Source organism: Pseudomonas cuatrocienegasensis, assembly GCF_900110925.1.
Lineage (GTDB): Bacteria > Pseudomonadota > Gammaproteobacteria > Pseudomonadales > Pseudomonadaceae > Aquipseudomonas > Aquipseudomonas cuatrocienegasensis.
In genome coordinates this window covers 21,720-34,395 of the sequence record NZ_FOFP01000007.1, presented here as the reverse complement: position 1 = coordinate 34,395, position 12,676 = coordinate 21,720, and the positions used below count along the sequence as shown (strand labels likewise).

General features: G+C 65.9%; 10 protein-coding genes. All 10 read right to left on the bottom strand.

Annotated features, from left to right (window positions below):
• Nucleotides 1–163: 163 nt before the first annotated feature.
• Complete coding sequence (gene rimI, locus BMW49_RS11325) at nt 164–616, bottom strand: ribosomal protein S18-alanine N-acetyltransferase (RefSeq protein ID WP_069520452.1); 453 nt, start codon at nt 614–616, stop codon at nt 164–166.
• Nucleotides 617–669: 53 nt separating this feature from the next.
• Nucleotides 670–1,482, bottom strand: coding sequence for a flagellar biosynthesis protein FlhF (locus tag BMW49_RS11320; RefSeq protein ID WP_090390934.1), 813 nt, complete (start codon nt 1,480–1,482; stop codon nt 670–672).
• A 373-nt stretch (nt 1,483–1,855) separates the two neighbouring features.
• The gene (locus tag BMW49_RS11315; RefSeq protein ID WP_069520453.1) at nt 1,856–3,598 is read right to left on the bottom strand and encodes a fructose-specific PTS transporter subunit EIIC; all 1,743 of its coding nucleotides are present in this window, start codon (nt 3,596–3,598) and stop codon (nt 1,856–1,858) included.
• A gap of 14 nt (nt 3,599–3,612) precedes the next feature.
• Entirely contained in the window at nt 3,613–4,557 is a 945-nt protein-coding gene (gene pfkB, locus BMW49_RS11310; RefSeq protein WP_069520454.1) for a 1-phosphofructokinase, read from the bottom strand.
• Nucleotides 4,557–7,421, bottom strand: a complete 2,865-nt coding sequence (gene ptsP, locus BMW49_RS11305) for a phosphoenolpyruvate--protein phosphotransferase (RefSeq protein WP_069520456.1) — start codon at nt 7,419–7,421, stop codon at nt 4,557–4,559. Before ptsP ends, pfkB begins: the two co-directional genes overlap by 1 nt.
• Nucleotides 7,422–7,647: 226 nt before the next feature.
• On the bottom strand, nt 7,648–8,679 hold the full coding sequence (locus BMW49_RS11300) for an AAA family ATPase (protein WP_069520461.1): 1,032 nt from the start codon (nt 8,677–8,679) through the stop codon (nt 7,648–7,650).
• Between the two features lie 200 nt (nt 8,680–8,879).
• Nucleotides 8,880–9,920, bottom strand: a complete 1,041-nt coding sequence (locus BMW49_RS11295) for an aliphatic amidase (protein WP_069520463.1) — start codon at nt 9,918–9,920, stop codon at nt 8,880–8,882.
• 124 nt (nt 9,921–10,044) lie between these two features.
• A complete protein-coding gene (locus tag BMW49_RS11290; protein WP_069520464.1) occupies nt 10,045–10,392 on the bottom strand; it encodes an FmdB family zinc ribbon protein in 348 nt (115 codons plus the stop codon).
• Between the two features lie 63 nt (nt 10,393–10,455).
• Entirely contained in the window at nt 10,456–11,685 is a 1,230-nt protein-coding gene (fmdA, locus tag BMW49_RS11285) for a formamidase (protein ID WP_069520465.1), read from the bottom strand.
• A 220-nt stretch (nt 11,686–11,905) separates the two neighbouring features.
• On the bottom strand, nt 11,906–12,595 hold the full coding sequence (urtE, locus tag BMW49_RS11280) for an urea ABC transporter ATP-binding subunit UrtE (RefSeq protein WP_069520466.1): 690 nt from the start codon (nt 12,593–12,595) through the stop codon (nt 11,906–11,908).
• Nucleotides 12,596–12,676: the final 81 nt, after the last annotated feature.

Below are 12,676 nucleotides of genomic sequence, written 5' to 3'. Positions count from 1 at the left end.
TGTTCAGCAAAAAGTTCGCGCCCACCTACGCAGGCGTGCCTCGCACTGCGCGTAACAGCGCGAACAGGTAGCCTGGGTTGAGCACCGCGATACCCAGGGAAACAGGCCCCGGGTATCGCTTCGCTCGACCCAGGCTACGGCTACGTGGGCCTGCGTAACGGCGCTAATCGAACAGCGGGCAGACCATCACCAGCGCATCTTCACGGCCGCCCACCGCCGGGTAATAGTCACGACGGCGTCCCACCTCGTTGAAGCCGTAGCGCTCGTACAGGCGATAAGCACTCTGATTGCTGGCGCGCACCTCCAGAAAGCAGTCGTTGGCACCGCGGCTGCGCGCGTGCTGCATCAGGTGTTCGAGCAGTTGCAGGCCAAGGCCACGGCCCTGGCTTTCGGCCTTGATGGTGATGTTGAGCAGGTGCGCCTCATCGAGGATCAACTGGATCACCCCATGGCCCACCTGCTGCGTGCCCTCGAACATCACCCAGCAATCGTAGGTTTTCAGGCTGTCGAGAAACAGGCCACGGGTCCAGGGATGGCTGAACGCCGCGTACTCGATCTTCAGCACCGCCTCGATATCCGCCTCGGTCATCGGGCGAAAACGGATCGCATCACTCATTGCCACTCACTCGACAGGTTGCGGGCGCCCAGCGGGAGCCGCTTGGAAAAGGATCAGACGCTGGTCAACCAGCGCTGCCGCACACGGCGCATGGCCTGCCACAACTCAGCCTTGCGTGCAGGCTCTTCCATCAGCAGTTCCAGGCCAGGCAAGGCCCAGGCCGCGCCGAGCCCTTCGATCTGCAGCTCGCGGTTGTAGCTGTGTGCATCGGCTTCGCCGGCAAAGCGAATCGCCGGCATGCCGACCAGCCACAGGCAGCTGCAGGGCTCCTGCTCTTCCAGCCGCGCGGCGATAAAACTCTGCACGAATTCCAGGGCCGCCTCGGGGCCTTGATCCATGCTGCCGCGCACCAGCAGGGGCCAGCGCACCGGCTCGCCAATCAACTGCGGGCTGTCCGGCAGACCGGCCGCGCGCAGGAGATCCTTGAGCAACAGATAGGCAGGGTCGCGACTCTGGAAAGGCTCGCCGGTGGGCAGCTCGACCAGCACGGCGCAGGCACCGGCGCGCAGCAACTGCAAGGAGAACCGCGGTGCCGGCTGGGCGCGTTCGCGCGGCGCAGGCTCACTGACAGGCGATGCAGCTTCAGCCTCGCGGGCGGCAGCGGAACTGCCGGGTTTGGGCACTTCGATCCGTGGCCGCTCGCGGACCTGCTCGGTGACCGCAGCCGGCACCTCGGCACGCGCCGGCACAGGCGAGGCGGATACTTGCGGGGTAGGAGCAGGCGTTGGTCGCGACTCGACCACAGGCTCAGGCTGCACCAGCAATTCGGGCCGCGAGGGCGCAGCGAACGGCAGTTCGACACGGGGCAGCCAACTGGCCACTTGCATGGCATTCAGGTAGGCGCGGCGGCGCAGCTCGGCATTCAAACGTCAGTCACTCGGCACATCGCTTCACAAGGGCGCTGATTGTCGCGTGAAATACGCTTTGCGGGTAGTTCTTTGCAGAGGCTATTGTCGCGACACAAATAATATGTCGCTCTCTGTAGGAGCGAATTTATTCGCGATTGATTGTGAAGGCACTGCAAACGTCGCGGCTAAAGCGGAGTGCCGCCCGGCCCCTCCCACGCAGCTGAGTTAGGTGTTGCATCTCTGTAGCAGCAAAGGGAGCGATCAGCCCTTTATTCGCGGAATTCGCAGCACAATCGCGAATAAACTCGCTCCTACAATCAGCGCTGCACCGGTCAATTTGGCATTTGCAAAATTCGCTAAAACCCGCCTAGCGAGACGGGCACAGCTGCGCCTACGCCGTTGCTGCACCCACCGTCAGCGGCTGGACATCCGGCCGCTTGATCACGGCATAGACCACGCCGGTGAGCAGGCTACCGGCGACGATGGCCAGCAAATACAGCAGCGCGTGGTTGATCGCGTTGGGGATCAGCAGCACGAACAGGCCGCCGTGGGGCGCCATCAGTTTGCAGCCGAAGTACATCGACAGCGCCCCGGTCAGCGCGCCGCCGGCGATGCTGGCCGGGATCACCCGCAACGGGTCCTTGGCGGCAAACGGGATTGCGCCTTCGGAGATAAAGCACAGCCCCAGTACCCCGGCGGCCTTGCCGGCCTCGCGCTCACTCTGGGCAAACTTGCGTCGCGCCAGCAGGGTGGCAATGGCCATGCCGATGGGCGGCACCATGCCGGCAGCCATGGTCGCGGCCATGGGTGCGTAGCTTTGCGAGGCCAGCAGGCCGACCGAGAAGGCATAGGCGGCCTTGTTGATCGGCCCGCCAAGGTCGACGCACATCATCGCGCCGAGCAGCAAGCCGAGCAGGATGGCGTTGGTGCTGCCCATGCTGTCGAGGAAGGTGGTCAGCCCGGCGAGCATGCCGGCCACCGGTTTGCCGACCACGTAGATCATCACCAGGCCGGTAAACAGGCTGGCCAGCAGCGGAATGATCAGAATCGGTTTGAGCGCTTCGACGCTTGCCGGCAGTTGCACCCAACGGGCAATCGCCTTGGCCGCATAGCCGGCGAGAAAGCCCGCGACTATGCCGCCGATAAAACCGGCCCCCAGGCTGCTGGCCAGTAGCCCGCCAATCATCCCCGGCGCCAGGCCGGGACGGTCGGCAATGGAGTAGGCGATATAACCGGCCAGCACCGGCACCATCAGTTTGAACGCAGCATCACCGCCGATCTGCATCAGCGCGGCGGCCAGGGTGCCCTCCTCCTTGAACGCTTCGATGCCGAAGACGAACGACAGGGCAATCAGCAGCCCGCCGGCGACCACCATCGGCAGCATAAAAGACACGCCGGTCAGCAGGTGTTTGTACGGCCCGGCTTGGCTGCTGCCAGCCGCCGACTGGCTTGCGTCGTTGCCCGCTCCGCCCTGCAGCGGCTGAGCCTCGGCCAGGGCGCGTTCGAGGGTCTCGCGCGGTTGCTTGAGGGCCACGCCGGTGCCGCAGCGATACACCTTCTTGCCGGCGAAGCGGCTGGTGTCGACCTCGATATCCGCCGCCAGCAGCACGGCGTCGGCCGCAGCGATGTCGGCGTCTTCCAACAGGTTGCGCGCGCCCACCGAGCCGCGGGTTTCCACGTGCAGCACATAGCCCATCTGAGCCGCGGCCTGTTGCAGCGCCTCAGCGGCCATAAAGGTGTGCGCCACCCCGGTCGGGCAGGCGGTGATCGCCACCAGACGCGGCGCCTGTTCAGCCGGCAACCCGGCCTGGATGGCCTGGGCATCAAGCACCTCGGCCTGCTCGGCGGCATCGCGCAAGAACTGCTGTGGGTCGATCAGCGCCTGGGACGGCGTGGACTGCACCACCCGCTTGCCGACGAAGCGCTGCAGGTCCAGGGCGCCGGTCTTGACCACCACCACCAGCTCGGCGGCGGCGATGTCGGCGGCACTCAGGGGCGAGCCGATGGCCTTGGGGTCGTGCACTTCGACCCGGGTGCTCCAACCCAGACGCTGGGCGGCGGCGTCCAGCAGGCGCGAGCACAATACGCTGGTGACCTGGCCGTTGGGGCAGGCGGTGACGATCAGCAAATTCATAGAAGGATGACCTCTTATTGTTCTAAAGCCAGGGGCGTGACGGTCACGCCGGCCTGCAAACGCGCCAGCTGCTCGCGGTCCTGAATACCAAAACCCAGTTGGGTGACGGCCTGGGCTGCCACCGCCGTCGCCAGGCTCAATGTCTGTTCGGCGGGCCAGCCGTTGAGCAGGCCATGCAGGGTCGCCGCCAGCAGCGAGTCCCCCGCACCGACGGTGCTGACCACCTGCACCTGCGGCGGCAGCGCCTGCAGCGCCACGTTCGGGCCGTACCAGTTGACCCCTGCCGCACCGCGCGAGAGCAGCACATGGGCCACGCCCTTGGCGCGCAGGCGCTTGGCCGCCTCACTCAGTGCCGCCAGCGAGGCATCGTGCAAATCACAGGCCTCGGCCAGCTCCTCGTCATTCGGTTTGACCAGCCAGGGCGTCGCGGCCAGCCCGGCACGCAACGCCTCGCCGCTGGTATCCAGCGCCACCGGCACGCCCAGCGCATTGAGCCGACGGAGCAGTTCGGCGAACCAACTGACCGAGACACCGCGCGGCAAGCTGCCAGCGACCACCACGGCGTCCTGCCCGGCCACCAGTTGTTCGAGCTGCTCGAGCAGTGCGGCTTGATGGGCCTCGCTCACCTCGACACCGGGGCCATTAAGGTCAGTGACCCGGCCATCGTGCTCGCTCAGCTTGATATTGCTGCGCGTCTCGCCGGGTACACGGATAAACGCATCGTGCAGGCCTCGGGCGGCGAACAGCGCCTCGAAGGGCTCGACGTTATCCGCACCGAGAAAGCCACTGACCGTCAGGCTGTGGCCCAGGTCCGTGAGTACCTGGGCGACGTTCAAGCCTTTACCGGCGGCGTGCCGGGTCAGCCCCAGGCTGCGGTTGACCGCGCCAAGGGTCAGGCTGTCGAGGCTGACGGTCAGGTCCAGCGCCGGGTTAAGGGTCAGGGTCAGGATACGCGCCATCAGCGTTGCTCCTCGACCAGGGCGCGCACGGCCGCGGCGCTGTCGAGCAGCAGGGCGTCGCGGGCCAGGGCCTGGCTGTGCTTGAGGTCGAGTTCGCGCACCCGCGCCTTGACCAGGGCAATGGAGCGCGCCGACACGCTCAGTTCGTCCACCCCCAGGCCGACCAGCAGCGGCACGGCGAGCATGTCACCGGCCAGTTCGCCGCACACCCCGACCCATTTGCCGTGGGCGTGGGCGGCGTCGACGGTCATGCCGATCAGCCGCAGCACCGAAGGGTGCAGACCATCGGCCTGGGCCGAGAGCGTCGGGTGGCCGCGGTCGATGGCCAGGGTGTACTGGGTCAGGTCGTTGGTGCCGACGCTGAAAAAGTCCACCTCGCGGGCCAGCACCGGCGCCAGCAGCGCGGCGGATGGCACCTCGATCATGATGCCCAGTTGCAGGTCGGCCACCGGGATTTCCTTGCGCAGGCGCAGGGCCATGTCGCGCGCGGCGCGCCATTCTTCCACCTGCCCGACCATCGGGAACATGATGCGCAGCGCGCGCCCATCGGCGCTGGCGAACAGCGCGCGCAGCTGGGTTTCCAGCAATTGCGGGGCCTGCAGGCTGAGGCGGATGCCGCGCACGCCGAGGAAGGGGTTCTCTTCGGCCGGCATCGGCCAATACGGCAACGGCTTGTCGCCGCCGACATCGAGGGTGCGCACCACCAGCGGCCGACCATCAAGGGCATCGAGCACACGGCGGTATTCAGCCTCTTGGGTGGCCTGGTCGGGGGCCTGCGGGTGGTCCATAAACACCAGTTCGGTGCGCAGCAGGCCGATGCCTTCGGCGCCCAGGTCGACCGCCTCGGCGGTCTCACCGCTGGCGCCGATATTGGCGACGACTTCGACCGCATGACCGTCGCGGGTCACTGCCGGCTGCAGGCGCTCGGCATGGGCACGCTCGCGGCGCAGCTGGTTGGCCTCGCGCTCACGCTGGGCTTGCTCAAGCACCTGCGCATCGGGGGCCACGCGCACCAGACCGCGCTCGCCATCGAGCAGCAACGGCGTGCCCTGGGCCAGGGCCAGCACGCCTTCGCCGGCGCCGACTACTGCCGGGATGCCCAGGGCGCGGGCAATGATCGCGCTGTGCGCAGTCGCCCCGCCACGGGCGGTGAGGATGCCGGCCACACGCTGACGGTTGAGGCTGGCGACGTCCGAGGGCGCCACTTCATCCATCACCAGGATGTAGGGTTCGTCCGGCTCGCGCGGCGCCTCGACGCCGCACAGGCGCGCCAGCACACGGCGGCCAATGTCGCGCAGATCCGCCGCACGCTCGGCCAGCAGGGCATCGTGCAGGGCCTCCTGCTGCTGGGCAGCGGCTTCGATTTCGGCGTTCCAGGCGGCTTCGGCGCTGAGGTCCTGGGCCAGGCGCGCGTCGACATCCTCACGCAGGGCCGGGTCGCGCAGCATGGCCTGATGGGTAACGAAAATATCGCGCACGCTGGCCTCGTCGCTGGCCTCGACCAGGCGCTGAATATCCGCCTCGATCTGCGCCAGAGCATCGTCCAGTCGCGCACGCTCGTGCTCGCGGCCCTGGCCTTGCTGGGCGTACTCCAGGTGCGGGACCAGGCGCAGCAGCGCCGGGCCGATGGCGATACCGGGGGCGGCGGCAACCGCCTGCAAACGGGCACCGGCCTCGGGCGCCGGCAGCGGCGTGGCCCGCGCAACAGGGGTGACGGCAGGCGCACTGCCGGCAGCCGGCAGCGGTTCGACCGTCTCCCCCAGGCCCTCGCGCACTGCCGCCTCGATGGCTGGCAAGGCGTCGGCGGCGATGCTTGGCTCGGCGCTGAAGATCAGCGTCTGCCCACGCCGCGCACCAAGGGCCAGCAACTTGCTCAGGCTCTTGGCAGAGACCCCGGCGGCTTGTTCATCCAGGCGCACGCGGATGTCGCCGTCGAAGGCCTGGGCGATTTCACTCAGCGCCTTGGCCGGGCGCGCGTGCAGGCCGTGGGCATTGGCCAGAACGATACGCAGCGCCGGCCAGTCCGGCGCCACCTCGCCACCCAGGGCTTCGAGCACACTGCGGCTGGACGTGGCATGGGTGAAGGTTGCGCCCTGGCCGTTGATCAGCAGGTCGCACAGGCGCTCCAGCAACTGGCGATGGGCCTCACCGACACTGGCCAGGCAGAACAGCCCGCTCACCGGTTGTTCGCCATGGCGCAGCGCCGTGGCCGGAGTGACGAACGCCAGGCCGGGGCGGCTGACCGTCTCATCACTGTTAAGCCACCACAGGCCATTGCCCAAGGGCAGCGGCGTGCCCTGGGCCAGGCTGTTGGCAAAGCCTGCGTCAGCACAGCCGGCCTTTTTCAGCAGGCGTGCGCCTTGCCAGATCAGTTCGTCGAAATCTTCCGCCTGCACGCCGAGGCCGATCAGTTGGCTGTCGAGCGCCAGCGCCTGGGGAGCACCCTGCAGCAGCTCAAGTATCTGTTCGGCAGCAGTGGCCTCGCGCAGGGCAGGGCTCAGGTCGTCCTCGCCAAGGGCGCGGGTCAGCAGTTGCAGCAAGCGCAGGTGCTCGTCAGAACGCGCGGCGATGGCGATGGCCAGGTACACGGTCTGGCCGTCGCCCCACTCCACACCCTCGGGAAACTGGATCAAACGCACGCCGGTGTGGAACACCTTATCGCGGGTTTGCGGCGTGCCATGGGGGATCGCAATGCCCTGACCGAGGTAGGTCGAGCCCTGCGCCTCGCGGGCCTGCAAGCCGGCCAGGTAACCTTCGGCGACCAACCCGTCGGCCACCAGGGCATCGGCCAACAGGGCGAGGGCCTGCTGCTTGTCCGTGGCCTGGCATCCCATCTGGATCTGCGTAGCGTTCAACTCGAGCATTGCGGTACTCCTCTGGCAGGCTTGGCCGACACCGGCAGCCCGTGGAACCAAGGCACATGGAAGGGCAGAAACTCGCCCACGCGCGAAGCAGGCCCCGAACTTCCACTAAGGATAGTCGACAGCACGGCCTGCTGAATCGTTTCATCTAGGAAAGGAACGTTACCTGATAATGGCCGATCCTTGAAGCCCAGTCGTCAGCCGCGCTCCGCCCGCTCAGCGCCCAGGGTCAGGCGCGGCCGACGCGCAACTGGTTACGCTCGAGGTATGCCCGTAGCTGGCTGCTCGCCGGATCGGCCAGCAGGCAATCAGCCAGCGCCGGCTCAAGCTCGCGGCGCAGCCGGCGGGCCAGGTCGCGGGCGCCGAAGCGCTCGTCATGGGTGCGACACAGCCAGGCCCGAGCGCTGTCTTCCAGCACCAGCGCCCTGCCCTGGCGGCTCAGGCGCTGGTTGAGTTTGCCCAGTTCGATATCGAGCAAAGCCTGCAGCCACTGCGCATCAATGCGTTCGAACAGCAGGATGCGGTCGATGCGGTTAAGCCATTCCGGCTCGAAGCGCGCGTGCAGCACCCGCTCCAGCAGCGCCGCCTCACCACGCGGCGCCAGGCCCAGCCAACGCCGCCAGCCACGCCGGAAGCGTGCGCGATAGTCACTGGCCTCGCGCGCGCCGAGGTTGCTGGTCATAAAGATCAGGCTGTTGCGGAAATCGAGGGTGCGGGTGCCGGCCGCCAGGGTCAGTTGGCCGTTCTCCAGGATGCCGAGCAGGCTGCGCAGCACCTCCTGGCTGGCCTTTTCCAGCTCGTCGAACAGGACGATGCCGGGCCGGCTGAAACTGCCGGCGATGGCCTCGGCGTCGAACAGCGTGGTGCCCTCCTTGCTGCCGACATAGCCCGGCGGCGCGCCAGTCAGCGCGGCGGCATAGTGCTCCTGGGCCAGGGTGTGCATATCGATGCGGCAAAAGGCATCGGCACGGCCGTGAATGGCCTGGGCCAGCAGGCGCACGATTTCGGTCTTGCCGACGCCGGTCGGGCCCATAAACAGGTTGACCGACAGTGGCCGCTCGCGCTCGCTGATATCCACCTTGAGCACCTTGAGCAGCGCCTCGACTTCGGCCAGCACGGCCTCCTGGCCAACGATGCGTGAACGCAACAAGGCCATGACCTGGGCCGGCTCGAAGACAAAGCGCGATTGCACTGTTGCCTCCGTGCGCTGTTCGGCCAGGCGCTCACGGTTGTGTTCGATCAGCTCGTTGGCAAAAGGCATGGACCTGTCTCGCATGGTTGACGGGCTGGTGACGATTGCTGTGTAGGGCTTTGACCGCGATGGGCCCGTCGCGGCTAAAGCCCCTCCCACGGAGCCTTGATCTGCCGCGCGTTCCTCACCGGTAGTTGCTCGAAACAGCCCCCTGTAGCGAAGGGAGGGTCCGGGCGACGTTCCGCTTTAGCCGCAACAAGGGGGCAATATCAGGCCGTGCGTTCCTTGCCCGGATGGGGCAGTTCGCCCACCGGGCAATCGGCCACGCCGATGGTCTTGCGGGTCAGTTTCTCCACATCTTCCTGGGCCTTTTGTGCGTCCAGCACCCAGGTGCGGTAGAACTCGAACGGGCAGTCGGCCACGCCCTTGTCGCCATCGCCGGAGTTGTACACACCGGTGTAGCCGCGGTGCAGCAGCTTGAACAGGTGGTTCTGCGACTGGTCATTGGCGCGGGCGTCGCGGATCTGCGAGATGGATAACTGGGCGTACTGGATGCCCATTTCCTCCTCACCACATTCACCCAGGGTGCGGCCATCGAAGCCGATCAGCGCCGAATGGCCGAAGTAGGAATACACGCCGTCGAAGCCCGCGGCATTGGCCACTGCCACGTAGCAGTTGTTGGCCCAGGCCATGGTCTTGGACATCAGCACCTGCTGCTCCTTGGCCGGGTACATATAGCCTTGGCAGCGCACGATCAGCTCGGCGCCCTTCATCGCGCAGTCGCGCCAGATCTCCGGGTAGTTGCCGTCGTCGCAGATGATCAGGCTGATCTTCATGCCCTTGGGACCGTCGCTGACGTAAGTGCGGTCGCCCGGATACCAGCCCTCGATGGGACACCAGGGAATGCACTTGCGGTACTTCTGCACGATCTCGCCCTGGTCGTTGATCAGGATGAGCGTGTTGTACGGCGCCTTGTGCGGGTGCTCTTCATGGCGCTCGCCGGTGAGCGAGAAGATGCCCCAGGTCTTGGCCTCGCGGCAGGCGGCGGAGAAGATCGCGGTTTCCTCGCCGGGGATGGTAGCCGCGGTGGCCATCATCTCGTCCTTGTCGTACAGGATGCCCATGGTGCTGTACTCGGGGAACACCACCAGGTCCATGCCCGGCAGGCCGAGTTTCATGCCCTTGATCATCTCGGCAATCTTGCGCGCGTTGTCGAGCACCTCGGCCTTGCTGTGCAGGCGCGGCATCTTGTAGTTAACGACCGCGACGCCGACGGTGTCCGGGCTGCTGGAAATATCGCCATGACGCATGGGGAATGCCTCGATTGGTAGGGTGGAAAACCGCGAAGCGTTTTCCACCAACGGGATGGCAACGGTGGACAAAAAGAGCGTTGTCCACCCTACAAAAGCCAACCGACGAAAAGCTAAAAACGCCTCAGTGGCTGATCATCCACGGCCGGCCGCTGGGTTTGCTTTTCAGCGCGTGGGGGTTGGCCTTGGTCGGTGCCAGGGGTTTGTTCGGCGCGCAGCAGCCGCAGCCTTTCGGGTGCTTACGGCCCTCTGTGTATTGCTCGACCGTCTGCGGCGCGTGGGCGCTGCGCTCGTTGGCGGCGATGGCGCGGCGTTGGCTGCCGGACATGGTGGCCAGGCTCGGCGCGCTGAGAATCACCCGTGCGCTGGGCGTGGCGCAGCAGGGGCAGCTGCAGGGCGCATCGCGTTCGGCCATCGGCCGCAGCTGGGTGAAGTCGCCACAGTCGGGGCAGTCGTATTCGTAGATGGGCATGCTGGCTCTCCTCGGAAAGACCGGTGCGCACGGCGCACCCTACGGTGGCCGTGCGCGCAGGCATCACTTGTCCGGTGCGATGGGCAGGTCGATGCTGCCGTCGAGGAACTTGGTCGGCCCGTTGGCGTTGGGGTTGATGTCGAAGTCGAATATCTCCGTGGGCAACCATAACGTGGCGCAGGCGTTGGGGATGTCGACGATGCCGCTGATATGTCCCTGCACCGGCGCCGAACCGAGTAGCGCATAGCCCTGGGCCGGCGAGTAGCCGAACTTGGTCAGGTAGTTGATGGCATTCAGGCAGGCCTGCTTGTAGGCGACGTTGACGTCCAGGTAGTGCTGCTGGCCGGCCTCGTCCACCGAGATGCCTTCGAAGATCAGGTAGTTCTTGTAGTTCGGGGTGATCGGGCTGGGCTTGAACACCGGGTTCTTGATCCCGTACTTGGCCATGCCGCCCTTGATCAGCTCGACCTTCATGTGCACCCAGCCGGCCATTTCGATGGCGCCGCAGAAGGTGATTTCACCGTCGCCCTGGCTGAAGTGCAGGTCGCCCACCGAGAGGCCGGCACCGTCCACATAGACCGGGAAGAAGATCTTCGAGCCGCGCGACAAATCCTTGATATCGCAGTTGCCGCCATGCTCGCGCGGCGGCACGGTGCGGGCGCCGGTCAGCGCGGCGAGATTGCGCGCCTCGCCCTTCATCTTGCCCATGTGTGCGGTGGGGGCGATCGGCGGGTTGGCCAGCGGCGGGACGCGGGTCGGGTTGGTGTCGATCAGCTCCTGCTCGCGGCGGTTCCACTCGGCAAGCATCTTGTGGTCAGGCAGGCAGCCGATCAGGCCGGGGTGGATCAGCCCGGCGAAGTTCACCCCCGGAATATGCCGGCTGCTGGTGAACATACCCTTGAAGTCCCAGATGGCTTTCTGCGCCATGGGGAAGTGATCGGTAAGAAAGCCACCGCCGTTCTGCCGCGAGAAAAAACCGTTGAAGCCCCACTGCGAATCGGCCATCGCGCCGATGTCGAGCAGGTCGACTACCAGCAGGTCGCCCGGCTCGGCGCCATGTACGCCGACCGGGCCGGAAAGGTAATGCACGGTGGACAGGTCGACATCGCGCACGTCGCTGGCGTCGTCGTCGTTCTTGATCGCACCGGCGGTCCAGTCATAGGTTTCAAGGATGAAATCGTCACCCGGCTTGACCCAGCAGGCCATCGGAATGTCCGGGTGCCAGCGGTTATGGATCTGCTCGTTTTCGGTGGCGGCCTGGTTGAGGTCGACCTTGATCAGCGTTTCGGTCATGACAAAGCTCCTGGGACCATTGGGGGGCGTGGCGCCACGGCGCCGGGGTACGGAGCTAGTCTTGAACGCCGCTGAGAAACCGCAAATACGTTGGATGACGTATGCGCCAAGCCAGCAATGACGAGGCTTTGCAGTATTTTCGCGGGCACGCGAAAGCGGCTGGCGCGAGCAGTACACGCCAGCCGCAACGCGGGAAGTTCGAGCTAAGCCAGGCCTGCCCTCACACCGACAGATAACGGCTGATGGTCGCCTCGTCGACCTTGTCGCGGCTCTCCTCGACCACGAACTTGCCCTTCTCGATCACCAGGAAGCGGTCGGCGATTTCCATGGTGAACGACAGCACCTGCTCGGAGACCACGATGGTCAGATCGCGCAGGTTGCGGATCTCCTTCAGGGTGCGGGCGATGTCCTTGATGATCGACGGTTGGATGCCCTCGGTCGGCTCATCGAGCAGCAGCACCTTGGGGTTGGTCGCCAGGGCGCGGGCGATGGCCAACTGCTGTTGCTGGCCGCCGGAGAGGTTGCCGCCCTTGCGCGCGCGCATATCAAACAGCACCGGAAACAGCGCGTACAAGTCATCCGGCACCTTGCCCTTGGCGGATGCCGGCAGGCCGGTCTGGATGTTCTCCAGCACCGTCATGCTGGGGAAGATCATCCGCCCCTGGGGCACGTAGGCGATGCCACTCTCGACTCGCTGATGAGTCTCCAGTTTGGAGATGTCGCAGCCGTCCACACTGATCTGCCCGCCCCACTGCGGCAACACGCCCATCAGGCTTTTGAACAGGGTGGTCTTGCCCATACCGTTGCGGCCCATCACCGCGACGATCTCGCGCTTGGCCACATTCAGGTTGAGGTCATGGAGGATCTGGCTCTGGCCATAGCCGGAGGCGAGGTTGCTGATCTGGAACATAAACGTCACTCCAACGAGGGGTACGTCATCCGTACTCCGCCTATCTACAGGTGCGCACGGCGCACCCTACGAATGCTTTAG

Bases quoted from the DNA above. Each gene is read 5' to 3' on its own strand.
- rimI (WP_069520452.1), bottom strand. From the start codon at position 616: ATGAGTGATGCGATCCGTTTTCGCCCGATGACCGAGGCGGATATCGAG.
- BMW49_RS11315 (WP_069520453.1), bottom strand. From the start codon at position 3,598: ATGAATTTGCTGATCGTCACCGCCTGCCCCAACGGCCAGGTCACCAGC.
- pfkB (WP_069520454.1), bottom strand. From the start codon at position 4,557: ATGGCGCGTATCCTGACCCTGACCCTTAACCCGGCGCTGGACCTGACC.
- ptsP (WP_069520456.1), bottom strand. From the start codon at position 7,421: ATGCTCGAGTTGAACGCTACGCAGATCCAGATGGGATGCCAGGCCACG.
- BMW49_RS11300 (WP_069520461.1), bottom strand. From the start codon at position 8,679: ATGCCTTTTGCCAACGAGCTGATCGAACACAACCGTGAGCGCCTGGCC.
- BMW49_RS11295 (WP_069520463.1), bottom strand. From the start codon at position 9,920: ATGCGTCATGGCGATATTTCCAGCAGCCCGGACACCGTCGGCGTCGCG.
- BMW49_RS11290 (WP_069520464.1), bottom strand. From the start codon at position 10,392: ATGCCCATCTACGAATACGACTGCCCCGACTGTGGCGACTTCACCCAG.
- fmdA (WP_069520465.1), bottom strand. From the start codon at position 11,685: ATGACCGAAACGCTGATCAAGGTCGACCTCAACCAGGCCGCCACCGAA.
- urtE (WP_069520466.1), bottom strand. From the start codon at position 12,595: ATGTTCCAGATCAGCAACCTCGCCTCCGGCTATGGCCAGAGCCAGATC.